24 protein-coding genes, 1 tRNA gene, 2 rRNA genes, 4 pseudogenes and 1 other annotated feature are annotated in these 26,701 nt (G+C 62.6%); of the genes and pseudogenes, 19 read left to right on the forward strand and 12 right to left on the reverse strand.

All coding sequences use genetic code 11. The annotated features are described in order from the left end of the window. From PAA8504_RS11915 to PAA8504_RS11990, 17 genes are all read left to right on the forward strand, one after another. Nucleotides 1-105 (forward strand): 23S ribosomal RNA (locus tag PAA8504_RS11915); the annotation flags it as partial. 108 nt (nucleotides 106-213) lie between these two features. Continuing rightward, a 5S ribosomal RNA gene (rrf, locus tag PAA8504_RS11920) occupies nucleotides 214-328 on the forward strand. 46 nt (nucleotides 329-374) lie between these two features. Next, a tRNA-Met gene (locus tag PAA8504_RS11925) sits at nucleotides 375-451 on the forward strand. 521 nt (nucleotides 452-972) lie between these two features. Next, nucleotides 973-1,521 (forward strand): carboxymuconolactone decarboxylase family protein, encoded by a 549-nt coding sequence (locus PAA8504_RS11935; protein ID WP_108894426.1) that lies wholly within the window; start codon nucleotides 973-975, stop codon nucleotides 1,519-1,521. Between the two features lie 72 nt (nucleotides 1,522-1,593). After that, complete coding sequence (locus PAA8504_RS11940; RefSeq protein ID WP_108894427.1) at nucleotides 1,594-2,058, forward strand: nuclear transport factor 2 family protein; 465 nt, start codon at nucleotides 1,594-1,596, stop codon at nucleotides 2,056-2,058. Nucleotides 2,059-2,068: 10 nt separating this feature from the next. Beyond that, entirely contained in the window at nucleotides 2,069-2,689 is a 621-nt protein-coding gene (locus tag PAA8504_RS11945; RefSeq protein ID WP_108894428.1) for a pyridoxamine 5'-phosphate oxidase family protein, read from the forward strand. A gap of 69 nt (nucleotides 2,690-2,758) precedes the next feature. Further along, nucleotides 2,759-3,769 carry a helix-turn-helix transcriptional regulator gene (locus tag PAA8504_RS11950; protein ID WP_108894429.1) on the forward strand — a complete coding sequence of 337 codons (1,011 nt, stop codon included), beginning with the start codon at nucleotides 2,759-2,761 and terminating at the stop codon, nucleotides 3,767-3,769. A 501-nt stretch (nucleotides 3,770-4,270) separates the two neighbouring features. Next, on the forward strand, nucleotides 4,271-5,152 hold the full coding sequence (locus PAA8504_RS11955) for a cysteine hydrolase family protein (RefSeq protein ID WP_245897612.1): 882 nt from the start codon (nucleotides 4,271-4,273) through the stop codon (nucleotides 5,150-5,152). 44 nt (nucleotides 5,153-5,196) lie between these two features. Then, nucleotides 5,197-5,682: a YHS domain-containing (seleno)protein gene (locus PAA8504_RS11960; RefSeq protein WP_108894430.1), complete on the forward strand. Its 486-nt coding sequence runs from the start codon at nucleotides 5,197-5,199 to the stop codon at nucleotides 5,680-5,682. Between the two features lie 110 nt (nucleotides 5,683-5,792). Further along, entirely contained in the window at nucleotides 5,793-6,059 is a 267-nt protein-coding gene (locus tag PAA8504_RS11965) for a hypothetical protein (RefSeq protein WP_108894431.1), read from the forward strand. Nucleotides 6,060-6,125: 66 nt separating this feature from the next. Further along, entirely contained in the window at nucleotides 6,126-6,851 is a 726-nt protein-coding gene (locus tag PAA8504_RS11970) for a histidine phosphatase family protein (protein WP_108894432.1), read from the forward strand. Nucleotides 6,852-7,077: 226 nt separating this feature from the next. Further along, nucleotides 7,078-7,557, forward strand: coding sequence for an AraC family transcriptional regulator ligand-binding domain-containing protein (locus PAA8504_RS22695; protein WP_281259947.1), 480 nt, complete (start codon nucleotides 7,078-7,080; stop codon nucleotides 7,555-7,557). Next, the gene (locus PAA8504_RS22700) at nucleotides 7,475-7,810 is read left to right on the forward strand and encodes an AraC family transcriptional regulator ligand-binding domain-containing protein (protein WP_281259948.1); all 336 of its coding nucleotides are present in this window, start codon (nucleotides 7,475-7,477) and stop codon (nucleotides 7,808-7,810) included. The genes PAA8504_RS22695 and PAA8504_RS22700 overlap by 83 nt, the downstream gene beginning before the upstream one ends. 81 nt (nucleotides 7,811-7,891) lie before the next feature. Further along, nucleotides 7,892-8,083 carry a helix-turn-helix domain-containing protein gene (locus tag PAA8504_RS22490; RefSeq protein ID WP_245897613.1) on the forward strand — a complete coding sequence of 64 codons (192 nt, stop codon included), beginning with the start codon at nucleotides 7,892-7,894 and terminating at the stop codon, nucleotides 8,081-8,083. Between the two features lie 109 nt (nucleotides 8,084-8,192). Beyond that, on the forward strand, nucleotides 8,193-9,020 hold the full coding sequence (locus PAA8504_RS11980; RefSeq protein ID WP_108894433.1) for a Rossmann-fold NAD(P)-binding domain-containing protein: 828 nt from the start codon (nucleotides 8,193-8,195) through the stop codon (nucleotides 9,018-9,020). Nucleotides 9,021-9,045: 25 nt separating this feature from the next. Then, nucleotides 9,046-9,474 carry a DUF4345 domain-containing protein gene (locus tag PAA8504_RS11985; protein ID WP_108894434.1) on the forward strand — a complete coding sequence of 143 codons (429 nt, stop codon included), beginning with the start codon at nucleotides 9,046-9,048 and terminating at the stop codon, nucleotides 9,472-9,474. A 60-nt stretch (nucleotides 9,475-9,534) separates the two neighbouring features. Further along, nucleotides 9,535-10,038 carry an anthrone oxygenase family protein gene (locus tag PAA8504_RS11990; RefSeq protein WP_108894435.1) on the forward strand — a complete coding sequence of 168 codons (504 nt, stop codon included), beginning with the start codon at nucleotides 9,535-9,537 and terminating at the stop codon, nucleotides 10,036-10,038. 80 nt (nucleotides 10,039-10,118) lie between these two features. Here the strand turns inward: PAA8504_RS11990 and PAA8504_RS11995 are convergent, their stop codons facing one another. The 4 genes from PAA8504_RS11995 to PAA8504_RS12010 form a co-directional block, all read right to left on the reverse strand. Further along, entirely contained in the window at nucleotides 10,119-10,799 is a 681-nt protein-coding gene (locus PAA8504_RS11995; protein WP_108894436.1) for a hypothetical protein, read from the reverse strand. After that, nucleotides 10,796-11,260, reverse strand: coding sequence for an SDR family oxidoreductase (locus PAA8504_RS22495; protein WP_245897614.1), 465 nt, complete (start codon nucleotides 11,258-11,260; stop codon nucleotides 10,796-10,798). Before PAA8504_RS22495 ends, PAA8504_RS11995 begins: the two co-directional genes overlap by 4 nt. A gap of 99 nt (nucleotides 11,261-11,359) precedes the next feature. Continuing rightward, on the reverse strand, nucleotides 11,360-12,043 hold the full coding sequence (locus PAA8504_RS22500) for an NAD(P)H-binding protein (RefSeq protein ID WP_245897615.1): 684 nt from the start codon (nucleotides 12,041-12,043) through the stop codon (nucleotides 11,360-11,362). 13 nt (nucleotides 12,044-12,056) lie between these two features. After that, nucleotides 12,057-12,731, reverse strand: coding sequence for an IS110 family transposase (locus tag PAA8504_RS12010; RefSeq protein WP_181375784.1), 675 nt, complete (start codon nucleotides 12,729-12,731; stop codon nucleotides 12,057-12,059). A 390-nt stretch (nucleotides 12,732-13,121) separates the two neighbouring features. On the opposite strand from PAA8504_RS12010, the pseudogene PAA8504_RS12015 reads away from it, so the two are divergent. Together PAA8504_RS12015 and PAA8504_RS12020 are read left to right on the forward strand one after the other, a co-directional pair. Next, a pseudogene (locus PAA8504_RS12015) lies at nucleotides 13,122-13,657 on the forward strand (ATP-binding protein); the annotation flags it as partial. A 751-nt stretch (nucleotides 13,658-14,408) separates the two neighbouring features. Beyond that, nucleotides 14,409-16,217 carry a sensor histidine kinase gene (locus PAA8504_RS12020; protein ID WP_108894438.1) on the forward strand — a complete coding sequence of 603 codons (1,809 nt, stop codon included), beginning with the start codon at nucleotides 14,409-14,411 and terminating at the stop codon, nucleotides 16,215-16,217. A 266-nt stretch (nucleotides 16,218-16,483) separates the two neighbouring features. Here the strand turns inward: PAA8504_RS12020 and PAA8504_RS22780 are convergent. From PAA8504_RS22780 to dnaA, 8 genes and pseudogenes are all read right to left on the reverse strand, one after another. Continuing rightward, nucleotides 16,484-16,639 (reverse strand): annotated as a pseudogene (locus PAA8504_RS22780) (IS3 family transposase); the annotation flags it as partial. Then, nucleotides 16,562-16,685 (reverse strand) — a sequence feature (AL1L pseudoknot). Its footprint overlaps the pseudogene before it by 78 nt. Then, the gene (locus PAA8504_RS22965; RefSeq protein WP_108894439.1) at nucleotides 16,620-17,015 is read right to left on the reverse strand and encodes a transposase; all 396 of its coding nucleotides are present in this window, start codon (nucleotides 17,013-17,015) and stop codon (nucleotides 16,620-16,622) included. (Overlaps the previous feature by 66 nt.) The gene PAA8504_RS22965 and the pseudogene PAA8504_RS22780, both read right to left, overlap by 20 nt. 50 nt (nucleotides 17,016-17,065) lie before the next feature. Beyond that, nucleotides 17,066-17,449: pseudogene (locus PAA8504_RS12030) on the reverse strand (transposase); the annotation flags it as partial. Nucleotides 17,450-18,003: 554 nt separating this feature from the next. Next, nucleotides 18,004-20,421, reverse strand: coding sequence for a DNA topoisomerase (ATP-hydrolyzing) subunit B (gene gyrB, locus PAA8504_RS12035; RefSeq protein WP_108894440.1), 2,418 nt, complete (start codon nucleotides 20,419-20,421; stop codon nucleotides 18,004-18,006). A gap of 178 nt (nucleotides 20,422-20,599) precedes the next feature. Continuing rightward, nucleotides 20,600-21,679 carry a DNA replication/repair protein RecF gene (gene recF, locus PAA8504_RS12040; protein ID WP_108894441.1) on the reverse strand — a complete coding sequence of 360 codons (1,080 nt, stop codon included), beginning with the start codon at nucleotides 21,677-21,679 and terminating at the stop codon, nucleotides 20,600-20,602. Between the two features lie 524 nt (nucleotides 21,680-22,203). Further along, nucleotides 22,204-23,465: pseudogene (locus PAA8504_RS12045) on the reverse strand (IS256 family transposase). A 547-nt stretch (nucleotides 23,466-24,012) separates the two neighbouring features. Further along, complete coding sequence (gene dnaN, locus PAA8504_RS12050) at nucleotides 24,013-25,131, reverse strand: DNA polymerase III subunit beta (protein ID WP_108894442.1); 1,119 nt, start codon at nucleotides 25,129-25,131, stop codon at nucleotides 24,013-24,015. A 79-nt stretch (nucleotides 25,132-25,210) separates the two neighbouring features. After that, a complete protein-coding gene (gene dnaA / locus PAA8504_RS12055; protein ID WP_219928928.1) occupies nucleotides 25,211-26,602 on the reverse strand; it encodes a chromosomal replication initiator protein DnaA in 1,392 nt (463 codons plus the stop codon). Nucleotides 26,603-26,701: the final 99 nt, after the last annotated feature.

The following is a 26,701-nucleotide window of genomic DNA, read 5'->3' on the forward strand; positions in this document are numbered from 1 at the left end:
GGTATCCCTGAGGACCGTGGTAGACCACCACGTCGATAGGCCGGAGATGTAAGCGCAGCAATGCGTTCAGTTGACCGGTACTAATTGTCCGATAGGCTTGATCTGATCCGGAAGAAGGCTGACTGCCCTTCCAGACCAGAAGCATACATCCCAGTGATACTTGACTTGGACCCTATCCGGCGCACAACGCGCCGGGCATGGGCTTTTCCTCGGTTTGGTGGTCATAGCACGAGCAAAACACCCGGCTCCATTCCGAACCCGGTCGTTAAGTGCCGTAGCGCCGATGGTACTGCGTCTCAAGACGTGGGAGAGTAGGTCGCCGCCAAACCTAGAAAAAGCCCCAACGTATCTCTCATTCGATGAAACAAAAGCACCGCGGGGTGGAGCAGTCCGGTAGCTCGTCAGGCTCATAACCTGAAGGTCATAGGTTCAAATCCTATCCCCGCAACCAAATCCTGTTCGCGTTATTAAACGCCTATGAGCCGCCCCCGGGGCGACGTTTGCGTTTCCACCACACGTGGAAGCACTGGGGAAGCAAGAGGGGCCGAAGTCCTTCACATCGCTGCGTAATCCGCGCTCGTTCTCCAACACCCCCATTTGCCGGCGCCCCACCTCAGCGACGATGGTCGTTCTCGATCGAAAGAAGCCGTTCCGCTTTCACCATGTGACCGCTCGGTACCGCGTCTGGCGCACCGGCAGATACGAGGCTTCGACAGTGCGGATGATCTCAAGCTTTTCCGATGCGGAATACCTCATTCCTCGTACTCCCCATCCATTGCCGGAGCTGCCGCCCGAATTTCGGACACTGACATAAGCTACGATTTGCAGTCTGCTGAAGTGCAGTGAACGCAATCCACGTCGGCATCCTCTTCTTTGGCAGTCCCTGCAAAAGCGCTGGCAGACCCAGCCCATACGCGCAGGACAGATGATGCTTAATGTCGGGTCATCCAAAAACACCAAGGAAGACCCGTCATGTCCCGCATTGAAATTCCCGTTTCGATCGACGCGGCGCCCGCCGCCGCGCGCCCCCTGCTCGAGGGCGTCAAGAAGGCCCTGGGCAGCGTGCCGAACCTTTTCCGGATCACCGCAAACAGCCCCGCGGCCCTTGAGGGTTATTTGGCCCTGAGCAGCGCCGTCGCGAAAGGCACCCTGACGCCCCAAACCCGCGAGCGGATCGCCCTGGCGGTCGCGCAGATCAACGGCTGCGACTACTGTCTGGCGGCGCATACGTATCTCGCGCGGAACGTCGCGAAACTGGGCGACGCCGAGATCTCGGCGAACCGGGCTGGCGGATCCTCGGATCCCAAGGCCGACGCCGCCGTCCGCTTCGTCACCAAGCTCGTCCACGAGCGTGGCAGGGCTTCGGATGCCGACGTCGCGGCCGTCAAACAGGCGGGCTACACCGAGGCGGAGGTCGTTGAGATCGTGGCGCATGTCGCGCTGAACACGTTGACCAACTACCTGAACGAGGCGCTCGGCACGCCCATCGACTTCCCGGCCGTCAGCGCATCGGCAGCCTGACTGTCCGGGACCCCGGTCGCGCCCCTCCCACGCGACCGGGGTTCATTCCCCCATCTCGATCAGGTCCGCGCCATGACACGCCCCCCAATACCGCCTTTCGACGACACCTCGGCCCGGACAAAGGTCCGGCGGGCGGAAGACGCCTGGAACAGCCGCGCACCTGAACAGGTTTCGCTGGCCTATACGCCCGACAGCCAATGGCGGAACCGGGCGGAGATCTTTCAGGGCCGAGAGCGGATCGTCGACTTCCTGACCCGCAAATGGGCGCGCGAACTGGACTACCGCCTGATCAAGGAGCTCTGGGCGTACCGCGGCAATCGCATCGCTGTGCGCTTCGCCTACGAGTATCGCGCCAACGGCGGTGTATGGTTCCGGGCCTACGGCAACGAGAATTGGGAGTTCGACGGCGACGGCCTGATGCGCCGGCGCATCGCGTCGATCAACGATCTGCCCATCGCCGAGGAAGAGCGGCTGTTCCACTGGCCCCTGGGCCCCCGACCCGGGGATCACCCCGGCCTCACCGACCTCGGGCTCTAGGAGACGCACCATGTCGAATGCCTTTGCCAGGATCGCCTTCACGGCGCGCGTCCGCGAAGAACAGGCCCGGCTCGGGTCTGCAGGGACGTATGACCGTCGTCTGTCCCCGGATGTGGAATGCGACGACGAACTTGGCCCACGCGAGGCGGTGTTCTTGTCCGAGCGTGACGGTTTCTTCCAGGCCACGGTGTCGGAGGCTGGATGGCCCTATGTCCAGTTCCGGGGTGGCGCACCGGGCTTCCTGAAGGTCATCGACCAGCGGACGATCGGATATGCCGACTACCGGGGCAACCGGCAATACATCAGCGCTGGCAACCTTCGCCACGATGACCGGGTGTCGATCATCGCCGTCGATCATGTCCGGCGACAGCGCCTGAAGCTTCTGGGGCAGGTCCGGATCACCGAGGATCCCGAGATCGTGGACCTGTTGAACGGGTTCGACGGGCCTAAGGCCGACCGCGGCATTGTCATCCGGATCGCCGCCTTCGACTGGAATTGCCCCAGGCATATCCCGGTACGCCTTACTGATGCGGAACGCGACAGCGAGATTGCGCACCTCACTGCCCGTATTTCCAGCCTCGAACAGGAACTGGCCAACAAGGGCGTTGCGACGCCTCACGTCACCCCCTGAATGATAAGGCATTTCTCACTCGGCGGCAGAAATTCTGGTCAGGGGGTCACTTTCGGCATACGTTTGGCCATGCCTACCGTGATCGCAGGGTTCGCACGTGCCATGGCCAGCGCGGCCGGGATGACGCTCAGAAACGACGGGGCGCTCGTTTCTGGCGGAGTGGTCGTGCGCCGGCTGCCTCAACCCGCGAATGGCAAGCTGAAGGACACCGACTATTTCGAGCTTCTGGACTGGATCCGTCGCGGGCATGGGGACGAAGTCGTGCTGGTCGAAGCCTATTCCAGAATGATCCATGTCGACGATATCGGCGCGCTTGGTCTGGCGATAAAGACGGCGCCGACCCTGCGTGCCTCTTTGGAACGGGTCGAGAGGTACTGGCGGGTGGTCACCGACACCGCAGCCTATTGCCTGGATACATCCAGCGACCCCGCGCTTTTCATTTTCGAGGCCCGGACCAGGCATCACCCGGTACTCGAATTCCGCAACGAAGGTGCGCTGGCCGGGTTCGCCCGGAATATGCGCCGGTTCGTCGAGCAGGAGCTGGTCCTCGAGTACGTGGCCTTTCGCCACGAATGCCGTGGAGACCAAAACCGCTATGCGGCGCTGTTCGGATGCCCGGTGCATTTCGCGGCCGACCGGAACGCGATTGCCCTGAAGCCCGAAATGCTCGATCTTCCGAACCGTCTGGGCGACGAGGGGATATCGAATTTCCTGACCGCCCACCTCGAGACCGAGATTGGCACCCTCAGGGATGATCCTTCGGTCCGGGCCGAGCTTTTGCAACGGCTGGCCCCGTCGCTGAGCAACGGCGTACCTCAAGCAGCCGACGTGGCGCGGGACATGGGGATGAGCGAACGCACACTCTATCGTCGGCTGGCAGAAGAGGGGCTGACCTTTCGCGACGTCCTGACCGAAGCGCAGTCATCGCTCGCGCAGGAGCTTTTGCGCGACAGCTCTAGTTCGATCGCCGAGATCGCGTTTCTCACGGGTTTTTCCGAACAAAGCGCCTTTAGCCGCGCGTTCAAGCGATGGGTCGGACTGGCCCCGGCGCAGTTCAGGCACCAGGTTTCCCCATCTTAGTGACGTCAATATCTAGAACGGTCGGACGACTGGCAGACTTGGCCGAACCCCATATGAGGACAACGGCTGATCGTGGTCCTGCCGTGAGCCGGTGTCGTCCCGTGTGATGGCCTTTCCTTGGGTCATCAGGATCCCGACCCCGCGGACCGGAGGGGCCTAAGCACCTCGGATGATCAGCGTTTCACTACGTTCCGAGAGGACATCCGCATCGCCGGTAAGACCCGGCTCAGGCCTGAAGCACACGGGTTACCTTCGACCGAGAGACGCCGATCCTTTTTCCGTTTTGTACCGATAGCCTATCAGGTTCGATCTGCGCGCGAGAAAGTTCGCCGCGCCAAAAGCGTGGCAGGTGTGGCCAAGAGCTTGGCAGACCCGGCCGATACCCCGGTCCCGCCATCCGGCACATTCATCCCACCGACCCAAGGCAAGCGACCCAAGGCATGGCCCGACAGGACGCTTTCCCGCGGGAAGAGGTTGAAAGCCACGCGAAGGAGCCCGACAATGAACCACGATCACGATCACGATCACGATCACGATCACAATCGCAGTTGCACCTGCGATGCCACCCCGGAACGCGTCGACATGGCGCGTCGGCGGCTGATGGCGGGGGCGGCCGGCGCCGCGGCCACGGGCGCCGCAGCACTCACGCCCGGCAGTGCCGCTGCCGCGACCGAGGAGGCTGAAGCCTTCTATGCCGACCCCGTCGAGCCGGGGTTGCCGCAGGTCGACATGGCGATCGAGCGAGGCCGCACGGCACTTGTCGTCACCGATCCGCAGATCGATTTCCTGTCCGAGGATGGCGTCACTTGGGGCGTGGTCGGCGAAAGCGTGACCGAACAAGGCACCGTCGACAATATCGGGCGTCTGTTCGCCGCCGCCAAGGCCGCGGGGATGCCGGTCTTCATATCGCCGCATTACTACTATCCGCATGACCACAAGTGGCAGTTCGAGGGCACGCTGGAAAAGACCATGCACTCGATTGGCATGTTCGACCGGCCCGGTCCCCTGAACCTCGACGAATTCCAGGGCTCTGGCGCCGACTGGATGCCGCAATACAAGCGATACATCGAAGATGGCGAAACGGTCATCTGCTCGCCTCACAAGGTCTACGGCCCTGCGCAGAACGACCTGAACCTTCAGCTGCGCAAACGCGGGATCGACAAGGTCATCCTGGCGGGCATGTCGGCCAACCTCTGCACCCAGGCACACCTCTACGAGCTGCTCGAACTCGGGTACGAGGTGGCCGTGGTGCGGGATGCGACCGCGGGCGCAAAGGTGCCCGAAGGAGACGGATACCTCGCTGCGATCATCAATTTCCGGATGGTCGCCAACGGCGTGTGGTGGACCGACGATGCCGTCGACCGCATCGCGCGCCGGGCCTGATCGAACGACCCCTCTCACCCCAACCCCCTGGAAGGACCAGAACGATGAAGACCTCTCTCAAACTGTGCGTGCTCGTCTTAGGCGCCGCGATCATCGGATCCTCCGCCGCGTTCGCTGCGGACGAATACAACGTGACCAACAGCCTGACGGCGACGGGCAACCCGCTGGGGATGCACGGTGTGGACCCGGTGTCGATGTTCGAAAGCCAGACCCCGCAAACCGGCGATGCCGTCCATACGACGGCCCATGACGGGGTGGACTACTACTTCGCCACCGAAGACGCCCAGCAGAATTTCGACGCCGATCCAGCTGCGTACTTGCCGCAATTCGGAGGCTTCTGCGCCTTCGGTGTCTACAAGGGCAAGAAGCTCGACGGGGATGTCCGCTATGCCGACATCGTCGACGGCAAGCTCTATCTCTTCGTCAACGCGGCGATCTTCGATCAGTACCTCGAGAACCGCGAAGACGTCCTGTCAGGCGCTTACGAAACGTGGACGGATATCCAGTCCACGCCTGTCGAAGACCTCTGATCCGACCCGCCTCCGTCTGGAGGCATCCACCACCCCCACCAAACCGCAAAGCTTCGCAGCTTCGGCGCAAGCCGTTGGCCCGTAGCTATTTCCCCAAGAAAGGACACACCATGAACTTCCGACTTGCCGCCCTCGCCATCGCCGCCTCGTCCGCCATGGCCGCACCGATTGCAGCCCAGGACTACGACTTCGCGTCGATGCAGCAGGGGCTGACGATGCTGGAACTGAACGTCTCAAGGATCCTCCGGGACAACGGGTTCGACACCGACGTCTCCAAGCTATCCCTGTCTCAGATCGTACAGATCATCTTCATCGCCGAAAACACCGACGAGGACCGCAACGTGCGCAACAGGATCCTCGCCGCGATCGAGATGTGATCGCCCATTCAGCAGTCAGGCCCGGGGTCAGCCCCGGGCCTGCATTCGTCATAACAGGGGTCGACCATGCACCGCCTTATGTTCCTGATGGCAATTCCCTTTTTCACCGCCGCTACTGGGGGCGCATCGCCACCTATCGCCGCGGTTACGGCCCATGTCGGCGAGATGAGTGCGACTATCGCCACCAGGCCGGATGGGGCCCGTGAAACGCTTCGGTTCGAGCCGCTGCAGATGCTCGACGACCTGTTCCGCAAAGATATCGTGCTACTGATGCGGCACGGGCCGACAGACTGGAGCGTGCGTGACGAGGTCGACGTTGCACCATCCGATTGCGGCGGACAGCGCAATCTTTCCGATGACGGACGTCAAAACATGGTGGACCTCGGGGTTCTTCTGGCCGGCAACGGAATTCGTCCCGATACCATCGTCGCCAGCCAATGGTGCCGCAGCCGCGACACGCAAAATGCGTTGGTCGAGGGCTTTGGCCTTATTGACCCGGAGTACAGCCTCTCAGTCGCGCTTGCGGAGGACACCGGCGTCAATCTGCTGCTTTCCCTGCAAGGCGCGGCGACGGTGACACCATTGCGCGATCTGATTGCCGGTTGGACGGGAGAGGGGAAAACCGGGCCATTGCTGATCGTCAGTCATTTCACGAATATCGAGGAATTGACGGAATTTCATGTTTACGAAGGCGAGATCCTCGTTCTCGATCCAAAACGAGACGGCCGTGTTCTCGGGTATCTCCGATTGCGCAGTGCCGAACCCGATATCGGGCATTTTTCCCGGCATTGATCATTCCTCGGTGCCAAACGCGCTGAAAGCGACGGGGCGGGGGCCTGGCGCCGTCTGGAAGAGGCCGTGTCCGGCTCGCGGGCGGGAGTGACCACGCGGGTACGCTATCTGCGCCGCCTCGGGCGAATGTCAGCGCAACTTCACCGGGGCATGGCGCCACGGGCGACAGTAGCGCGCAACCAACCCGGCTCTCGGCAGACAGAACGCGCGCCGTAAAGTATCGGGCATGGGATACGTCACGTCGTTCTTCGCGCGCAAGATGGTGGCCGCGGCAAGCGACGGCATCGACACGGCCGGGATGTTGTCCCCGATCGGGATCGACCCAGAAGGGCCTCGGAACCCCAGTCAGATGATCCCCGCCGCGCGCTATTGCGACATGCTCGAACGCATGGCCGGGCAGATCGACGTAACAGGCATTCCAGTGCGCACGGGCGCGTCGATGCGGCTCGACGAATACGGCGCGCTGGGACCTGCGTTCAAGGCCGCGACGACGCTGAGGGCCTCTTACGCCCGGATCGAGCGGAATGCCCGCCTGTGGACCAGCGTCGTGCGGTACGAACTGCGGCCTGCGAGGGGGGGGTACGCTTTTCATCATGCACCGCGCCGGGGACAGGCGGCTGGGGATGCGGCTGTCGAACGAGGCGACCCTCGCCAGCGCCGTGTCGGTCGCACGGGAAGTCAGCCCCGTGCCGGTCACACCAAGTGAGGTTCTGGTGCGGCATGTCGGCCCGCGGTCCATTGCGGCTCACAAGGCGTGGTTCGGCTGCCCGGTGAGGTTCGACGCGGAGTATGACGCGATCCTCTACGCGGACGAGACGCTGGACCGGCCGAACATTCTCGGCGACGAGGGGATTTCCCGCTACCTGATCTCGCATCTCGACGCCGACCTGTCGCGGACCTCAGACGCCCCCGAAGTGATGAGCCAAGCCAGGGACGCCATCGCGAAAGCGCTGAGTTAAGGCAGCCTGAAGATAACAGAGATCGCGGGCGGCCTTGGGTTCAACGGGCGTTCGTTTCATCGGCGTCTGTCCGACCACGGGATGAGCTACCACACCCTGACCGAGGAGACGCGCCGCGATCTTGCCGAGGGGCTGCTTCGCGACGATTGGCATTCCCTGGCCGAAATCGCCTTCCTCACCGAATTCTCCGAGCACAGCGCCCTCACCCGGGCCTTCAAGCGCTGGAGGGGCATGACACCCAAAAGCTATCGCAAGGCCCGCGCGAACCCATGAAGCCGCCTTGGCGCCGTGGGTCAAAACGATGGCGAGCGCGGTCAAGATCTGGCCGGGCCCGCCCGGCTATTTACAAGGCTACCGACACTGAAAGCCAGGGAGATGATCCATGCAAGACCGACCCATCCTCGTCATCGGCGCGACCGGCAAGACCGGCCGCCGCGTCGTCAGCCGCCTCGAAGCGCGCGGCGTCGCCGTCCGCCGCGGGGCGCGCAATTCCGCCACCCCGTTCGACTGGGAAGCGCCTGACACTTGGGCCTCGGCCCTGACCGGCGCGCGCGCCGCCTACGTCACCTATTTCCCCGACCTCGCCTTTCCCGGCGCGGTCGAAAAGCTCGAGTCGCTCTGCGAGACGGCCCGGGATGTCGGGGTAGAACACCTCGTGCTGCTTTCTGGCCGGGGGGAGCATCATGCCCGTCTGGGCGAGGACGTGGTCCGCACCTCGGGCATGGGCTTCACCATCGTCCGCGCGGCGTGGTTCGCCCAGAACTTTTCGGAAGGCTACCTGCGCGACCCGATCCTCGCGGGTGTCTTGCCGATGCCGGGCGGCGACATCGCGGAGCCGATCATCGACATCGACGATATTGCCGACGTCGCGGTCGCCGCTTTGACCGAGAAGGGTCACAAGGGCCAGCTCTACGAGGTCACGGGCCCGCGCCTGATGACCTTCGCCGACATGGCCGCCACGCTCTCGCAGGCCACGGGTCGCGAGATCCAACACCTGCCGATCACCTTCGAAGACTTCCACGCGAACGTCGCCCAAGCCGGCGGAGAGTTCGTCGCCGACGTCTTTACCGGCATTGCGCGGGAGACGCTGGACGGCCGGAACGCGTACACCACCGACGGCGTGATGCGGGCTATCGGACGCCCGCCCCGCGACTTCGCCGACTTCGCGCACGCCGCGGCCCGCGTCGGAGCGTGGACGAGCGCCGCCTGATCACCGCCAGGGAAAGGAATTCGACATGCGCACCAGAATTCTCGAGAAAATCGCGCTCGGCGTTTCAGGCTTCACGGCTCTGTCCATCGGCAGCTTCATCGTCACCGTGCCGCATGCGTTCTACGCAGGCTACGGCATCGCGCTCGGCCCGGATGCATCTCTTCTCAGCGAGCTTCGCGCACTCGGCGCCGGCCTTGCCGCCTCCGGCATTCTCATTCTGCTCGGCCTCTGGCGACGCGCGTTCCGGCCTGTTTCGATCGCCGTTGCCCTCACTGTTTTCCTTGCCTTTCCGGCTGGGCGACTGATCGGGCTGGCCCTTGACGGCATTCCGTCCGGTAGCGTGATTGCGGCCCTCGCAATCGAGATCGCAATCGCCGCGCTTCTCCTCGCCGCGTTCCGACGGCCGCTGTTGGAGTCGGCCGCGTCGAACCCAGCCGCGCGTCCCGCACACTGACCATGCACGCGGCGCGGCCCACGCCGCCGCGCCGCCCCTAACGCCAAAGGAACCCGCCCGATGTCACCTCTCGTCTTCTACCTCGCTCACGCCACCGTTCTCGGCTATGCTCTGGTCGGTGGTGTCTTCCTCGCCTTCTCCGACTTCATCATGCGCGCCCTGTCGCTCACCAGTGGCCAAGGCGGCGCCGAGGCCATGCAGGTGATCAACCGCGAGGTTTTCCGCTGGGTCTTCATGACCCTCTTCCTCGGCTTGGCGGCTGTGTCGCTCGTGTTGGTCGTCCATGCCGCGTTCTGGCTCGATGGCGCTTTGGCCATGGCGATTGCCGCGGCCGGCATCGTCTACCTGCTCGGCTGCTTCGCGGTCACGGTCGTTTTCAATGTGCCGATGAACGAGGCGCTGGCCGGGATGGACCCGACTCAAGATGCGACGCGGAGCTATTGGACGGGTACGTACCTGCCACGCTGGACGTTCTGGAACACGGTCCGGACCATCGCATGCGGCCTAGCGGCAACGCTGCTGCTCTTTGGGCTGACGGCACTGTCCCGGGCGCAGCCTACGTGACGAGTGGGGGCAAGATCTGGGTCGGCAACGGCTGGAAGATGCGGTTGTAAAGCAACCCAAAGTCCCAGTGCGAAGGGACGTCATGCGGCGGTCTTCGTTGCAATAGAGGTCTCGCCGCCGCGGAGAAGCACAACTCCTGCAGCGCCGAACCACGCGATGGCGCCAAGGCCAAAGACGGCGCCGGCGATCTCTCCAAGCGGCGGCAGGATGGTCACGAGCCCCGCGGCCCCGCTGATCGCTCCGATCCCGACGGTGGCGCGACCGAAGAGGCCGGTCGAAAGGCCCGCGACGCTGACCGCCAAGATCCACGCGCCTCCGGCGATTTCATTACCGCTGCCGAGGCCCAGTTCGACCGCGTGAAGCGTCTGCCACAGGGCGGCTGCGGCATCCGGATCGGCGGCAAGAGCGTGGGCCCGTTCGACGGCGACATTGGCGATCATCCCGGCGCCGAGGACGAGGGTGGCCCAGATCAGGCCGATCGCCCCGGTCAGGGCGGCGGCGTCGGGCCGTGATCGCGCGATCTGCTGGCGGAGCGCGACGACAAAAACAACCAGTGCCAGCGCGTTCACGACGTAGACCGTGGTATTCCAGGAGATCAGCAGGCCCGGACGCTCGGAGATGACGGCCGCGATGGCGGCGGCGTCGATCTCGTCCGGCCCAAAGCCCAGCGGGGCGAGTACGGTGAGCAGCAGCGCAAAGCCCACAAGGTAGGTTGCCGCACAGGTCAGCGCGGCGAGGTCGCTGGCGTTGCGAAGGGTCATGAGCGGGGTCCTTGCGGTATTGCGCCGTCGCGGCGGCGAAGGGGTGCGAAGTGGTCGGCCAGATGCCGTGTTCCGAACCGGGGCGCGACCATGTCGAGTCCAAGCGCGGTCAGGAAAAAGCGCGCGGGGCCGCTCAACCGGCGCGGCAGGATCGGCAGGACGCCCAGCGCGGTCCGGCGCAGGGTGTCCGGCAGGTGGGTGATGCGCGGCTTGGCCCCGAGGGCGGCGAAGGCGGCGCGGGCGATCTCGTCCTGCGTCATCACGTCGGGCCCGCCGATCTCCACCCAGCCTCTTTCGGCGTCCGTTGCGTCTGCGATGGCCGTCGCCAGGTCGGCGCCGTGGATTGGGTTGAGGCGTTGCGAGCCGTCCCCGAACAGCCAAACCCGGCCGCGTCGCGCCATCGCCAGAATCTCGCCCATGTCGGAAAAGTATCCGGTCGGCGCGATCACCGTGGCGGGCATGTCGGAGGCACGGAGCGCCCACGAAGGCGAACTTGGCCGCGACGAGCGGCACGCCCGTCATAGCGTCTGCGTTCAGGACATGAACATAGGCAAAGCGGCCTACGCCCGCAGCCTCCGCCTCGCGCAGCAGGTTGAACTTGGCCTGATAGTCGACGTCCCGGTAGCCAACCCGTCGGCCTGCCGCGTGATGCCGAGCGAGGAGACGACGAGCTCCGTGCCGTCAATGATCCCCTTGAGCGTATCGGGCCGCGTGGCCTCGGCCTCGACCGTCAGATCGGCAAGGGTCCCGGCCCGCCGGGCGTCGCGAACAAGGGCCGTGACGTGGTGCCCGCGCCGGGCGTATTCCGCGCAAAGGAAGCGCCCGAGATAGCCGGTCGCACCGGCGACGAGAACGTTCATGGATCGACTCCGGGGTTCAGGACAGGCCCACGCCGAGCGCGGCGGTGGCCATGGAAAGGAGGACTGGCGTCCAGAGCAGGCGCTCTGGGCGCGCGGGCTCGCGGCATTCGCGGCAAGGGACAGCAGGGTGAGTGCCACTGCGGGCCAGAACAGCGCTGTTAGCGAGAGGACGCCAATGCCATCCCGGGCGAGCACCGCGCCGGCCATGGTTCCGAGCAGCGCGGCCTGAACTCGCGCCAGCGCCCGCCACACGGGGGGCAAGCGGCCGGGAAAGCGGCCGCCGACCGTGAACCGACCGAGCGGAGCGCCGGCGGCGTTTGCCAAGTGCATCAGCACCGGCAACGCCGCCAGTCCGGCATAGGCGAAGGCAAGGGCCTGGGTCATCCGCCGCCCCTCATCACCGCCGCAAGCGCGCCTGAAGGAAACGCCGCGGCGCGCGCGCTCTCCCCTCCGCGAGGCCGATATCGCCCCAGAGGCGTCGCGGCGGATAGGAGCTCCGCCATGAGGGCTGGCGCGGCCCTCCGGTCAGAAGGTGATGCAGACCGGCCATGCGGGTGTGGATGTCGTGCCTTGCGCCCTGCCGCTCGACCTGTGTCAGCCGTTGCGTGAGAAAACGGCGCAGGACCACTTGCCTTGCCATCTTGAGCCGCGTTCTCGCGGCGGTGCGATCCTTGATCAGGCCTCGGCGGAACACCAGTAAATCGCGTAGATCTGCAACGACTTCAGGCTGTGCCACCGTCGGTTCGAGCTGCAGGGTAGCCCCCATCCTGGCCAGCATCTCGGCGTCGAGTCGGTCTGTCTTGGCAACACGCCCGATCGCTTCCGCGAACCGTCGTGCCTGTCGGGGATTGACCTTCGCGAAGGCCAGTCCCCGGCGCGACAAATGACGCTCGAGTTCCCGATGATATGCGCCGGACGCTTCGAAGACGATGACCGCAATATCATCCGACGCCCACTGCTCAGGCGCGGCCAAGCCAGCGGCATCATTCGGAAACTGCCGGTACTCATTTATCAGTGAGCAATACGCAACGAGCATGGCCTTGGAAACGTCGACGCCGATTGCATCCTGCATGGAGTATCTCCCACCTCGTCTTGTCATGCGGGCCGGCAGCCCAGGTATCCGTTCAGGTTCGAAGACAAAGCGGGGGCAACCATACTCGGCAACGGTCCCTGACGACCAAGAGGGGTACGATCCATCCCCCGCCACCACGCCGATTTGCGCGATCTGCGTGGTGGCTCCCATCATGCAACAAGAGCTGAGACATCAATAAGACAAGAGGGCACTATCACATGAAGGCGGCACGCTTCCCTGCCTACAAGGATCTCTTCGACTTCGCCGGTCGTCCAGAAGGGCGCCATCGGTTCGAGCCTGATGGACGACGAAATCAACGAGGCCGCGGTGCGGGCGCTCCATCGCGTGCCGCGTTCATGCAAGGGGCAAAGAACGTCTGTGCTGATCGGTGGGCCGGGCACTGGCAAGACCCACGTCGCGGTCGTGCTGGAAGCACGCCTCCGGCGTGACCCTCGGCGTTCAGGCTGTCGAGCATCACCGGCGAAAGGTCCGCTTCCTTTCCACCATCGAGTTAGTCAACACGCTCGAGCAGGAAAAGGCCAGAGGCAAGGCAGGGCAGATCGCCGAGGCCCTTACCAAGCTCGACCTGGTGATCCTGCCCTCCCGTCAGCATGCCTTGGATGCGCCTGCCGGGTAATAGACGAGTTGGGCTACCTGCCGTTCAGCGCCCCGGGCGGCGCGCTGCTCTTCCATCCGGCTCGAGCAAGCTCTACGAGCGCACCAGTGTCGTCATCACCACCAATCTCAGCTTCAGCGAATGGGCCACGGTCTTTGGCGACGCCAAGATGATCACCGCCTTACTCGACCGCCTGACCCACCGCCGCCACATCCTTGAGGCCGGAAACGACAGCTTCCGCTTCAAAGCCAGCTCAGCAGCCGCAGCCCGGAAAAAGAAGGAGACAAACCCGCCCGTGACCCCTGCATAACCCGAAATCCATAGTTAGACGTGGCTCACTTCTCGATGGAAAACCCGGCTCAGCTCTGGGTGAAAATCGACAGATCCACGGGTCCGAAATTTCAGGGGAGCCGTTCCCCGAAAGGACGCCACAAGATGCTGTTTTATTCCGAAAAAGAATCGATATATTGATTTATTTACCTTTCTGCGGCATGTGAGACCTTCAGGTGATGCTGGTAAGTCGGTCGCCGGCCTTTGCCCCGCACGGCTTGGTCAAGCACCGCCTCAGCTGACGGCCAGGTGCTACCCGAGCTGGCTCTCTAGCGGTCGGCCCTCTGCCGCCGTTCACCGCTCCCATGTTAACCTAAGGTGCGGCCCGCCAAACCGGCCATTCATGCACCGTTCAGCAATTCTCAGACACGAAACTTAACCAGTTTGACGAGGCTAGTTTAGTTTCCTACCGCTAATGTAATTGTGAAGAAGGGAGCGCTCTTCGTTTCTCATACTGGTTGTGGGCCAAAGGCGGATATGTATTACGCTTTTGGGGGAGTCCCTGCTCGCAAGAAGTCGCTGAACCCGGAAAAGCTGCTGAAAGCCTTGACAGCAACTTTGAAACCGTCGTTTCTTCAGTGATATTACCTAAGGTAACAGAGGCAAATGGTCGTTTTTTCTTGATCAATATTGCGCATAAGCTCGGGCGAGCCTGCTTACGGAATTGAGACAGCCGTTCTCGTTGTTTTTCCAACGCATTAGCTGGCAGGAGCTACGGCCAGGAGGTCTGGATGAGGACGAAAACAATCGAGCTTTCGTTCGCCGATGCCTATCCCGGGTTGGGTAGCTACGTCTGGCGTCCGGCAGACGGTCGTCTCGACTGGTCGCCAGGATTGGCCAGAATATACGGCCGTGGGGTCGCGCCAAGCACGGAGGCGGAATTCATGTCATGCCTTCACCCTGACGACCGGCTACGGGTTGAAGGAGAGACCGAATCGTTTCTCACGGGCAGCGCGTCAACTTACTCGCATAGTTTCCGCATCCTGCGTCCTGACGGTGAAGTCCGCTGGCTCGTCGATCGCGCTTGGATCGAGCGTGACGCGCAGGGCCGCGTAAAGGCGATTCACGGCGTAAACATAGACGTGACCGAATCCCGTCATCTCGACCGCGTCATGCCCTATGGCGATGAGCACGATGTCGAATTGCGCGCAGGCCAATCTCCGCGCAACTACTCCGACTGGGCGCATCTCGAGATCGGTGCACGCACCGGCGGCATCGCGCTCGCTACCATTGACTATCGTGCGGGCACCTTCGTTCTGAGCGCGGCCGCGGCGCGGCTCTTCGGCCTCGGCGACGCCGAGATGACCGTCTCCCGGGAAGCCATTCACGCGACCTTCCATCCCGATGACCGCGGTCGCGTAGAGAGCGAGACCCGCGCCGCGATTAACCCCAGTTCCGGAGGTCGGCTTTCTACAGAGCACAGAATCTTGCGACCGGACGGTTCGGTTCGCTGGGTACGGGTCCAGAAGAGAATTGATTTCGAGAGCCGCGACGGTCAGCGGCATCCTGATCGCGGCATCCTGGCGGCGGTGGATATCTCCGAGCAAAAGCGCGCCGAGACCGAATTGCAGGAGAGTGAAGAGCGGCTCGCGCTCGCGCAGGAGGTTGCGGCGATTGGCGTCTGGGATCTTAACCTGAATGAGAATTCTGCCGTCTGGACTGACAAGCTCTACGACTTGCTGCAAATTGAGCGGGGCACACCGCCGTCCGTGGACCTATTCTACCAATATGTTCATCCTGAGGACATTGGCGCGCTGCGACAGGCACTTCAGACCTCGATTGATCAGCGGCTTGAGTTTCATGCGGAGTTCCGGATCGTGCGACCCGATGGAAAGGTGCGCTATTTCCTTGGCCGGGGACGCGTCGTGGAGGAGGTAGAGGGCCACCCCGTGCGGATGATTGGAGTCAACTACGACATTACTGAGCGCAAGGAGCAGGCGGCGCACACAGAATTCCTCCTGGAAGAAGTCAACCACCGGGCCAAGAATATGATCTCTCTGATCGGCGTCATCGCCAAGCGCACTGCCGAGTCCGGGATCGAAGGTTTTACGGAGCGGTTCTCGATGCGCCTCTCAGCCCTCGCGGCAAACCAGGACTTGCTGGTGAGCGCAGAGTGGAAAACCGTCGATCTGGAGGATCTGGTTCGTGCGCAGTTGGCGCATTTCAAAGACCTTCTGGACCGCCGCATCTTGATCGAGGGGCCAGCCCTGTCCCTCTCTCCGGCGGCGGCTGAAAGGTTCGGTATGGCGCTGAACGAACTGGCAACCAACGCCGCGAAATATGGGGCTCTGTCGCGATCCGAAGGGGTCGTGCAGATTACTTGGCGGATTGAAACAGACGGGGAGGCGCCATGTCTTGTTGTCGTGTGGCAGGAGGCGGGCGGCCCATCAGTGAATTCTCCGACCCGCAAGGGTTTTGGTAGTCTTGTCTCCGGGTCGATCCTCGAGGCGGCCTTGAATGGCAAGGTCGAGGCCAATTACGCTGAAGACGGCTTGCGCTGGACGATGCGCTGTCTACTCGATCACATCGCAAACGGCTGAACAGGTCGTCAGCTGCGGCAAACGGACGTCATCCATTCATCTAATGAAGAGGACCCAGTGCTCGTCACGCGACGAGTTCCGCGCAAAACGATGACAAATATTAGACGATTCTATTCTGCAAAGACACTTGTATGAAAATCTGTTGGCACGCGTCTCGCGTTTCTTGAGGGTCCGTTCTGTATCATTGGTTATGATACCGTCGGGGCGGCGGCGGTCACATGATTAGAGCCTATCATCGCCAGTTCTACCAAGCGTCAGGAGAGGTATAGCGCATCATCGCGCCGGACGCGTTTGGACGCCCGCGAAGGGCCCCGGGCGATCGCCTTCTGCTCATAGTAAGTGGACGGGGCGATCGGCAGCACGCGACAGATCGGCTCGACCCCGAACTCCTCCCGGAAATCATCAATGAATGCAGTCATTTGCGGAACGGGCGGTCGAGCTCCGTCCCGCTGCGCGGCAACACATGCTTGCATGTGTGAGAGCGGGGGCAAAATACGCACTGGCCGTCTTCAGGATCTCGTTCGCCTGGCGCAGTTCGCGCACCTCGCGCACCTCGCGCTCCAGCTCCTTTATCCGGGCCTTCTCTACGCTGGTCGGGCCGGCTTCCTTGCCCACGTCACGCTGGGCCTTCTTGTACCAGACCCGCAAGCTATCCGCGGAGCAGCCAAGCTTCTGGGCAATGTCGCGCACCGCCGCCGTCAAAGTGCTGTAGCCATCGAGATGGTCCGCAACCATCTGCACAGCCCGCTCGCGGAACTCGGCCGGGTACGGGCTCGTCGTGTTCTTCTTCCTGTCCATAGAAAGCAATCCTTTGAGAGGTTTGCTCTCCGGGCAAGCCGGGGCGGTTCAGTCACCTCGAACAGGTTTCGCAGCAGCTCGCTGTTGCGAAACCGGCCATGGCGGTTCTTCGAGAACGTCGAGTGATCCGGCACGCGGTCGGCGAGGTCGAGGTGGCAGAACCAGCGATACGCCAGGTTCAGATGCACCTCTTCGCACAACCGTCGCTCCGACCGGATGCCGAAGCAATAGCCGACCAGCAGCATCCGGATCAGGAGCTCGGGATCGACGGACGGACGGCCGGTATGGCTGTAGAAATCCGCGAGATGGCCGCGGATGCTCCTCAGATCGACGAATCGGTCGATGGATCGCAGGAGGTGATCTTGAGGGATGTGATCCTCCAGCGAGAACTTATAGAACAGCGCCGGTTGCGCCTCCTGCCTCGGTCCCATCATCGCCGGCCCTCCCGCCCAGTGGTGGAATTGAATCAGCCCGATGCCCAAATTAAGCCGAGTTGTTCAACAGAATACGCCGTCTTCTCCAAACGCCGCGCAAGCGTGGAGGGAGATAATGCACCCGCAAACGGTAGGGAGGTCCGCACAGCAGGCCTCCGGATGGTGCGCCGAAGGCCCGGTTACCGCCCTTCATGTCGGGGGCGGATTTCGCCTTGGGGCGGTTCCCATCGCGGGCCAACCGAGCAGCAAGCCACACCGTCTCATTCGGCCCGTATCGGAAATCCTTCGCCAAGCCTGTCGTTTTGCTGCTGACCGTGGTGGGTTCGCGCATGGCCTAAGCCGCCGTTCGTGGCCGGGCACATGCTGCGTCGTAGTTCCCCAAAGCGGGCATGGCCTCAGACTTGGCGACAGAGATGCAGGCCACCCCCGGCCCAAACCGTCATGTAAGGTGCGGTCCGCCACTTGGGTGCCGCGTCCTACCTGTGCGCAAGCTTTTGGGCAAATCGCGCAAACTTATGGGGATCGCGCACAATTGCACTCGATCCTACAAAAACTCAAGTGTCCAAGTTCTCGACTGAAAGGGCGTTCGAGCGTATGAAGTCGCGGCGGGGTTCTACGATGTCTCCCATCAGCTTTGTGAATACGTCATCAGCTTCAGCGACGTCCTCAATCTTCACCTGCAACAGCGTCCGCGCTTCTGGATCGAGGGTTGTCTCCCAAAGCTGGTCGGGGTTCATCTCCCCCAGACCCTTATAACGCTGGAGGGTCAGTCCCCGCTCGCCCTCGTCGGTGATCGCGTCGAGAAGGTCCAGCGGACCATGTATTTTTTGCTCCCGCTCCTTGCGCACGAGCTGAGCCGGGTCGGTGTAAACGCCTCGAAGGCGATCGGTTTCGTTGCCCAGTCGGCGCGCTTCGCCGGAACGAAGAACGGCACCATCAAGGGTGCGCAATTCCTCGACCCCGCGCAGGACACGGCTGAGGCGAATGCCATGATCCTGGGTGATGCGACCTTGCCACCCGGTCTCGTACTCCACCGCGATCTGATCCAAGCGGCTTGCGACCCGATCCGCGACGCTTTGCAGGTCGCTGTCTACCTCGCCGACGGCGAACGCCCCGGCAATGGCAGCCTGTTCCAGGATTTTCTGGCTGTAGTGCGTGGGGAAGGATTGAAGGATACGACGTACCTGCCGCGCTTCTTCGATGACGCGCAGAAGGTCATTCCCGGCAATCTCATCGCCGTTGTTCAGACGCAGAACCGCACCCTCGGCGCCTTGTTCGATCAGGTAATTCTCGAGGCTGGGCTCATCCTTGAGATAAACCTCGGACTTGCCGCGCATCACCTTGTATAGCGGAGGCTGCGCGATGTAGAGATATCCACCCTCGATGATCTGGGGCATCTGCCGGAAAAAGAAGGTCAGAAGCAGGGTCCGGATGTGCGCGCCGTCGACATCGGCGTCCGTCATGATGATGATCTTGTGATAGCGCAACTTCGAGATGTCGAACTCGTCCCGTCCGATCCCGGTGCCGAAGGCGGTGATCAGCGTACCGATCTCGTTCGAGGCGAGCATCCTGTCGAACCGCGCACGCTCGACGTTCAGGATCTTGCCGCGCAGGGGCAGCACAGCCTGATTGAACCGCGCACGGCCCTGCTTGGCCGATCCGCCGGCACTGTCGCCCTCGACCAGGAACACCTCGCGCTGCGCCGGGTCTTTCACCTGGCAATCGGCCAGCTTGCCGGGCAGGTTCGCTACGTCCAGCGTGGACTTCTTCCGCGTCATCTCGCGGGCTTTGCGGGCGGCTTCGCGGGCCAGCGCGGCTTCGACGATCTTCGTGACGATCTGGCGCGCTTCGTTCGGGTTCTCCTCGAACCACTCGGCCAGCTTCTCGTTCATCAGGCTTTCGACCGCCGGGCGCACCTCGGACGAGACCAACTTGTCCTTCGTCTGGGACGAGAACTTCGGATCGGGCACCTTGACCGACAGAACGGCCGTCAGACCTTCGCGCGCGTCATCGCCGGTGAAGTTGACCTTTTCCTTCCGCGCGATCCCGGATTGCCCGGCATAGATGTTCAAGGTGCGGGTCAGGGCGCCGCGAAAACCCGCCATATGGGTCCCGCCATCCCGTTGGGGAATGTTGTTCGTGAACGGCAACACCATCTCGTTGTAGCTGTCGTTCCACCACATGGCGACTTCGACCGTGATGCCGTCACGCTCACCCGTGAAGAAGATGGGTTCGGGGATCATCGACGATTTCGAACGGTCCAGGTACTTCACGAACTCCCGGACTCCGCCCTCGTAGTAAAGTTCGGTCTCCAGTGGTTCGGCTGGACGCTCATCCCGGATGACGATGCGCACGCCCGAGTTCAGGAAGGCCAGTTCCCGCAGCCGGGTTTCCAACGTCTTGAAGACGTAGTCCAGATTGCTGAATGTGCTGGTCGACGCAAGGAACCGAACCTCGGTGCCTCTCTCACCGTCGGCATCTCCAACGACTTCCAGATGTTTCACGGTTTCGCCACGCTCGAACCGGGCATGGTGCTCCTTGCCGTCCCGCCAGATCCGCAGGTCCAGCCAATCGGACAGGGCATTGACGACAGAAACACCCACGCCGTGCAGTCCGCCCGACACCTTGTAGCTGTTCTGGTCGAACTTCCCCCCGGCATGAAGCTGGGTCATGATGACCTCGGCGGCGCTGACGCCCTCTCCTTCGTGGATGCCGACCGGAATGCCGCGTCCGTTGTCGCGGACAGAGACGCTGGCATCGGAATGCAACGTGACAGTGACACGGTCGGCATACCCGCCCAACGCCTCGTCAATGCCGTTGTCGACGACCTCGTAGACCATGTGGTGCAGACCCGATCCATCATCGGTGTCGCCGATATACATGCCGGGGCGTTTGCGCACGGCTTCCAGGCCCTTGAGGACCTTGATGGAATCCGCGCCATACTCTTCCTGTCGAAGCGTGCTCTCAGCCATGTCCGCCTGCGTCTGATTGGGTGTATGACGTCTACCTCCCCTAGGCGGGAATGTCACGCGCATGCCACAATATTTGGTAGTCTCGAGGCACCCTTGCGACCCTTTTGCGGGGACGACCGGAAACGGTTGCAGACTTAGGGCGCGCGGCCACACGGAAATGTGCAATATCCTGCTTCAATCAGGGGCCAATACGGCTCTCGCCAGCGCCTTCCGTCACTTCCAAGTGAAGCGCCCGTTCGCCCAGGCCCGCGAAAAGCTCCGCCCCCGTTCCCGTCATCCAGGCCTGCGCCCCCAGCCCTTCCATCTCGTCATAGAGAGCCGTTCGCCGCGTAGCGTCGAGATGCGCGGCCACCTCGTCCAATAGGAGAACTGGGGCAGTGCCAAGATCGCCCTTCAGGGCGCGGGCATTGGCAAGGATCAGAGAGATCAGAAGCGCTTTCTGTTCCCCGGTGGAGCATTGTGCCGCCGGGACCCCTTTGTCGCGATAAACGGCCTGAAGGTCGGCGCGATGTGGTCCCGCCAGTGTGCGGCCGGCCGCCAAATCGCGCTGGCGGTTCTGCTCAAGGATGTGGACGTCGAAATCGGATGCTCCCTCAGGAAACACGATCTTCAGGTCAGATACAGGAAAATGTGTTATCGCAACATTCTGGGCGGCTGCTACCTTATCAAGCGCATGGGCACGACCGGCGATGATGTCCCGCCCGGCATCGGCCATCTGTGATTCCAGCGCGCGATACCAGACCGGATCACGCACCTGATCCTTCAGCAACCGGTTACGCTCCCGCATGGCTTTCTCGTAGGCCAGCGTCGCTTCGGCATGGCCGGGCAGGAAAGAAAGGGTCATGCGATCCAGGAAACGGCGCCGCCCGTCTGCCCCCTCTGTCCAGAGCCGGTCCATCGAAGGCACCAACCACAAGATGCGTGCGATCCTGGAAAGGGCCGATTGGGGCACGGCCTTGCCGTCGATCCGCACGATGCGACCGTGATCCGGCTCGGCCCGGGTGTCGACGTCATGGACCGTCCCATCCTGTGAAATCTCGGCCCCCACGCGCCAACCCAGCGACTGTGGTCGCCGCATCAGCTCATCTGCACTGGCGCGACGCAGACCGCGACCGGGCGACAGCAGGGAAATCGCCTCGATCAGGTTGGTCTTGCCCGCGCCGTTCGGGCCATGGATCACCACCGGTCGCGCGTCGCATTCGACGACTGTTCGCCGATGCGACCGAAAATATGATAGCTCCAGCCGCTTTAGATGCATCCAGGCTCCGCTTTTTCACCCTTGGGAAATACCCCGGGGGAGTCCGGCACGGCCGGACTGGGGCAGCGCCCCCGTGCGCGGCCGATAATTCCCATGGTGCCCGACTGATATTCACGGACAGCAGCTTTGGTTCCTTGCTCAGATTGTCAAGCTATCGCCCCGGCCAAGTGATACCCTTTTCCCAGAGCGCCGATCGCGCTGGGCAGGGCGACCAATCGCTCCGCACAACCGATCTGCGCGGGCTACCAAACTATGCCGACGGAACGCAGGCATTCGGCCGGCCATTCTGGATACTCACCGACCCTGGTCGGCAGGCAACGGACATTCCGACGTGGGCCCGTGGCCCGAAGTGTCATTCAGGCCCGCCCGGCAAACTGTCGAGATCCGGTTGGATATCGACAGCAAGGCGACCTTCGGCCTCGGGGTCCGGTGTAAGGGTGATCACTGGCATCAATTTGGGTCGTGTCGCGAATGCCGTGGAAATTCCCTGGCAGCGTGCTCCGGGCATATGAAGGTTCGGTTTCTCAGGCGGCGAGGTCAAGGGGTATGGGTTCGAGGGGCTGAGAGGGGGTTTCCCAGCCATCTACCTTGCGCATCTGGATCTGCCCGGAGGCGAGCAGCGCCCAGAGCAGCATCGGCTCAGTCTCGGCACCGGGCAGCACGGTCTGGGTCTTGATGAGGCGGCGGAACTCCCCGTTCAGACGCTCGATCGCGTTGGTGGTCCGAGCGGACTTCCATTGCGACGGGTCAAGCCGTGTGAAGGTGAAGAGCCGATCGCCTACTTCTTCCAAGCTGTCGGCCACCGCCCGGCCCTTCAGGCGCCATTTGCGCAGGAACGCCTTGCGCCTCTTCTCGATGTCGGCCGCTGTGCCGGCGTAGATCATGTCGCGATAGTCTTCGTTCAACTCGTCGTGGAGATGCTTCGGCGCATGGGCCAGGAAGTTGCGTTGTTCGTGAAGCGTGCAGCGCTGGATCGGCAGGTCCTCGCCCCACAGCGCGACGAGCGCGGCCTCCAGCCCCGGTGCGCCATCGACGATCACGAATTCGGGCCGTTTCAGGCCGCGTGCGTCCAGATCATCGAGAAACTAGCGCCAGGCGGCCGAGCTCTCGCCGCCCATATTTCTGATGGATAGCAATACCTTCTGGCCATCCACTGCCCGGCAGGCGATTGCGCAGCAATCTGACGATAGGGGCGGCGCACGCCGATGGCGGCCAGCACCGAGATGTTCGTGGCTTTCCGGTCCAGCCGTGTCCGGATGACGGTACCGTCGAGGATCAGGCGGACGATGTCCTCCCCGGCGAGGTCGCGAGCGCACCAGGCGTCCCAGTGCACCTTGCGCCAGGCGCGACTGACCACGTCCTTGCTGACGGCACCCTCGAAGAGCCCGAACAGCGCTCGTTTGACCCGGCGCGTGTCGGTACCGGCGAGGTAGACCGCGGCGATCAGGGCCTTGGCTTTCTTCGTCAGCCGTTGGTAACGGGGCAGCGCCTTCGAGCGCCATTCGGTCACCTTGCCTGTCTCGTCTTCGATCCGGGCGCGTGGCACCCGCACCTTCTCGGTCCCGAAGGTGCCGGTGAACTGCCGTTCGCGGTGCCCGTGGCGATACCCTTTCGACGGGCCGTCGCTCCGGTCTTAGCGAAGGCGGCCGAGAAAGGTGGCGAGCTCCTCATCGAAAACGGCCTCGATGGTCGCACGCACGCTCGCGCGCAGCCGATCCTCGATCGGATCGAACCCGGCGTCGCTCCCCGGTAGCGGAAAGGCCGAGCTGTCGGCAATCTGGTTCATGGCGTGATCTCCCTGGCGGTTGCCGCCGCCGGTTGGGTGGGTGTCAGTTCACCCGGAGATTACGCCGCCTTCAAATTTCCATCACTTCTGAGACACGACCTCAGTTTGCCCAGCTGCTCGTTGGCCTGATGGATGAGACCCGGCTCTGTAAGTATGCGCCCCACCTAACCGTCAGAATTCCCCAAGCGATTCTCTCTCTTCGATTTGCACAACAACGCCAGTCCACGCGGACCGTGTTTTTCGCAGGCCGTGAAGAGGTCGCGACGAATAAAGACCGGACGCTCATTAGCGAGCAGGCCCCGAGACCTGCCTCGACCCACACGTAGTCCGCCGTGACGCTGCGTGCGGTTCGGGCCACGCCTAGCTCCGAGGCTGGGGCGTTTTCCACGCCGCATTACCAGCCGAACGCTTCGCCAAACGACGCTTCCAGTATACAGTCCCGGCAGCCGTTGCCTTCAGTGTTCTACTCAACAGTCTGATCGAGATTTCGGCAACACCGCCTCGCTGCGACAACCAACCGCCGGGCAGCGCGCCCTAACACCGCGTGTCAGACGCGCATGGGCATGACAACGTAGACCGCGCTGGTATCCGCGCCCTCGCGCATCAGCGTGGGATCCCCGGAAGAGTTGAATAGAAAGACGGCGTTCTCCCGATCCACCTGGTTCGCGATCTCCAGAAGATATTTCGCGTTGAACCCGATCTCCAGCTTCTCGTCCGAGTAGGAGACGACGAGTTCTTCTTCGGCGTTGCCGGCATCGGGTGCATTGACCGACAGGATCAGGCGGTCGTCCTCCAACTGAAGCTTGACCGCGCGGCTACGCTCGCTTGATACGGTGGCCACCCTGTCGACGGCACGCGCGAAGTCGCTGGCATCGACTTCAAGGCGCCGTGTGTTGTTCTGGGGAATGACGCGCATGTAATCGGGGAACGTGCCGTCGATGACCTTCGAGGTCAGCGTGATGTCAGGTGTGGCAAAACGCACCTTCGTCTCGCTGACCGACACGGCGATTTCCATGTCATCGTCGTCTAGAAGTTTGCGCAGCTCCCCCACGGCCTTTCGGGGAACGATCACGCCTGGCATCGTTTCCGCCCCGTCGGGCAGGCCGGCGTCGATGCGCGCCAGCCGATGGCCATCCGTCGCGACGCAGCGCAGCACGCGACCCTCTTCCGAGTCGGCCACGTGCATGTAGACGCCGTTCAGATAGTACCGCGTTTCCTCGGTCGAGATCGCGAATTTGGATTTGTCGAACAGACGGCGCAGCACCGGGGCCGGGGCCCTGAAATTGGCGCCGTACTCGGCGTTCGCCATAACGGGAAAATCCTGCCGAGGCAGGGTGGCCAGCGCAAAGTTCGATCGACCTGCTTCGACGGTCAGACGACCCGAAGCGTTGTCGTCGGTCAAATTGACCAAAGCGCCGTCGGGCAGTTTGCGCACGATCTCGTGGAAAACCACGGCGTTGACAGTGGTCGATCCGGCGCGTTCGACCTTGGCCGGGGCCTTGTCGACAACCTCGATATCAAGGTCGGTCGCCCGGAACTGAACCTCGTCACCCTCCGCCTCGATCAGCACGTTCGCTAGGATCGGAATCGTGTTCCGTCGTTCGACCACCGATTGCGCCCGGGCCACCGCGCGCAGAAGGGCGCCCCGCTCGATGCTGATCTTCATGTCCGTCTCCTGAGAATCCCCGGGAGCGTCACGCTAGCCGGATCGTTGGCCCACGCAACCGGTTTATGGCAATTTACCGTTATTGCGCCTTCAGTGCACGGCGGAGAAGGTCCACGTCCTCGGCAATGCCCTGATCGCTGTCGATCAATTGTTCAACCCGCCGGACACCGTACATGATCGTGGTGTGATCGCGCCCGCCGAACTTCCGCGCGATTTCGGGAAGGGACCGGTCGGTCATCTCTTTCGCCAGGAACATCGCCACCTGCCTGGGACGGGCGAACACCCGGTTCCGCTTGTGACTGAGAAGGTCCGATACACGAATGGTATAGTGATCGGCGACCTTGCGCTGAATCTCGTCGATGGTCACCTTCCTGTCGGCGTCTTTCAGGAGGTCGTACAGGAATTCCTGCGCCATGTTCACGTCAACCTCGCGCCCGAGGAACGACGAATGGGCGAAAAGCCGAGTCATCGCCCCTTCAAGTTCCCGAACATTCTGAGTGATCCGGTGGGCAAGGAACTCCATCACGCCGTCGGCGATACGGGCTCCGGGGAACTGATTGGCGAAGATCTCTTCCTTGCGCTGCAGGATACCTAGCCGCAGTTCGTAGCTCGTCGGATGGATGTCGATGACGAGGCCCGAGTTCAGGCGACTGACGATCCGTTTTTCCAGACCGTCGATATCCCCGGGGGCCGCGTCCGAGCTCAGGATGATCTGCTTCTTCTGGTCCACCAACGCATTGAACGTATGGAAGAATTCTTCCTGGGTATTGTCCTTGCCGGCGATGAACTTGATGTCGTCGACCATCAGCACGTCCACAGATCGGAAAAGCTCCTTGAAGCCCATCATATCCTTTTCGCGCAGTGCCTGGATAAAACGGTACATGAACACTTCGGCCGAGATGTAGAGGACCCGGGCCGCCGGGTTGCGGGCCTGCAGTTCCCACGCGATGGCGTGCATCAGATGCGTTTTGCCCAAGCCAACGCCCCCATAGAGGAATAGCGGATTGAACGTCACCGGGCCCCCGTCGGCCACGCGCCGGGCGGCAGCATGCGCAAGCTCGTTCGGCTTGCCCACGACAAAGGTGTCGAAGGTTTGGTTTTCGTCCAGGCGCAGCGAATCGACCGCTGCGGGTTTGGACGGAGAGCGGTCGGGCCTGATCGCGACCGGAGTGGTGGCATCGGCGACCTTCGGGGACGGCTTCGCAACCGCGGCAGCATCGGCGCTGACACCTTTCTCGACGATAAAGCTCAGGCGGGTAACGGTGATCCCGAAGGCGGCAGCTTCGCGGCAGATTGCATCTCGGAAATAGCGATCGACCCAGTTTCCCATGAAGTTCGACTGGACGCGGAAGGACAGAGAGTCGCCCGAAAAAGCTTCGAATTTCAGGGGTTCGATCCAAGTGGTGTAGTTATTGTGGCCGATCTTCGCCTTCAATTCCTGCCGAATTTTTTCCCAAATTTCAGCCGTCATTGCATCCACCATCCTGTCGAGCCCCTGGCGGCCCGGATCGGGCGCCTTCCTTAGCGTACATGACCAGGCGACAAACGGTCCCCATCCGCGGCAATAAAT

The sequence above is a fragment of the Palleronia abyssalis genome, from assembly GCF_900302445.1.
Classification (GTDB): domain Bacteria; phylum Pseudomonadota; class Alphaproteobacteria; order Rhodobacterales; family Rhodobacteraceae; genus Palleronia; species Palleronia abyssalis.

Coding starts and splice junctions, on each gene's coding strand:
- gyrB (WP_108894440.1), bottom strand. CDS start 20,421: ATGGCTGAGAGCACGCTTCGACAGGAAGAGTATGGCGCGGATTCCATC.
- PAA8504_RS11995 (WP_108894436.1), bottom strand. CDS start 10,799: ATGACCCTTCGCAACGCCAGCGACCTCGCCGCGCTGACCTGTGCGGCA.
- PAA8504_RS11985 (WP_108894434.1), top strand. CDS start 9,046: ATGCGCACCAGAATTCTCGAGAAAATCGCGCTCGGCGTTTCAGGCTTC.
- PAA8504_RS11980 (WP_108894433.1), top strand. CDS start 8,193: ATGCAAGACCGACCCATCCTCGTCATCGGCGCGACCGGCAAGACCGGC.
- PAA8504_RS11955 (WP_245897612.1), top strand. CDS start 4,271: ATGAACCACGATCACGATCACGATCACGATCACGATCACAATCGCAGT.
- recF (WP_108894441.1), bottom strand. CDS start 21,679: ATGCATCTAAAGCGGCTGGAGCTATCATATTTTCGGTCGCATCGGCGA.
- PAA8504_RS22490 (WP_245897613.1), top strand. CDS start 7,892: ATGAGCTACCACACCCTGACCGAGGAGACGCGCCGCGATCTTGCCGAG.
- PAA8504_RS11960 (WP_108894430.1), top strand. CDS start 5,197: ATGAAGACCTCTCTCAAACTGTGCGTGCTCGTCTTAGGCGCCGCGATC.
- dnaA (WP_219928928.1), bottom strand. CDS start 26,602: ATGACGGCTGAAATTTGGGAAAAAATTCGGCAGGAATTGAAGGCGAAG.
- PAA8504_RS22695 (WP_281259947.1), top strand. CDS start 7,078: ATGGGATACGTCACGTCGTTCTTCGCGCGCAAGATGGTGGCCGCGGCA.
- PAA8504_RS11945 (WP_108894428.1), top strand. CDS start 2,069: ATGTCGAATGCCTTTGCCAGGATCGCCTTCACGGCGCGCGTCCGCGAA.
- PAA8504_RS22965 (WP_108894439.1), bottom strand. CDS start 17,015: ATGGACAGGAAGAAGAACACGACGAGCCCGTACCCGGCCGAGTTCCGC.
- PAA8504_RS11970 (WP_108894432.1), top strand. CDS start 6,126: ATGCACCGCCTTATGTTCCTGATGGCAATTCCCTTTTTCACCGCCGCT.
- PAA8504_RS12020 (WP_108894438.1), top strand. CDS start 14,409: ATGAGGACGAAAACAATCGAGCTTTCGTTCGCCGATGCCTATCCCGGG.
- PAA8504_RS11935 (WP_108894426.1), top strand. CDS start 973: ATGTCCCGCATTGAAATTCCCGTTTCGATCGACGCGGCGCCCGCCGCC.
- dnaN (WP_108894442.1), bottom strand. CDS start 25,131: ATGAAGATCAGCATCGAGCGGGGCGCCCTTCTGCGCGCGGTGGCCCGG.
- PAA8504_RS11950 (WP_108894429.1), top strand. CDS start 2,759: ATGCCTACCGTGATCGCAGGGTTCGCACGTGCCATGGCCAGCGCGGCC.
- PAA8504_RS12010 (WP_181375784.1), bottom strand. CDS start 12,731: ATGCAGGATGCAATCGGCGTCGACGTTTCCAAGGCCATGCTCGTTGCG.
- PAA8504_RS11940 (WP_108894427.1), top strand. CDS start 1,594: ATGACACGCCCCCCAATACCGCCTTTCGACGACACCTCGGCCCGGACA.
- PAA8504_RS22500 (WP_245897615.1), bottom strand. CDS start 12,043: ATGACCCAGGCCCTTGCCTTCGCCTATGCCGGACTGGCGGCGTTGCCG.
- PAA8504_RS22700 (WP_281259948.1), top strand. CDS start 7,475: ATGCGGCTGTCGAACGAGGCGACCCTCGCCAGCGCCGTGTCGGTCGCA.
- PAA8504_RS11990 (WP_108894435.1), top strand. CDS start 9,535: ATGTCACCTCTCGTCTTCTACCTCGCTCACGCCACCGTTCTCGGCTAT.
- PAA8504_RS11965 (WP_108894431.1), top strand. CDS start 5,793: ATGAACTTCCGACTTGCCGCCCTCGCCATCGCCGCCTCGTCCGCCATG.
- PAA8504_RS22495 (WP_245897614.1), bottom strand. CDS start 11,260: ATGCCCGCCACGGTGATCGCGCCGACCGGATACTTTTCCGACATGGGC.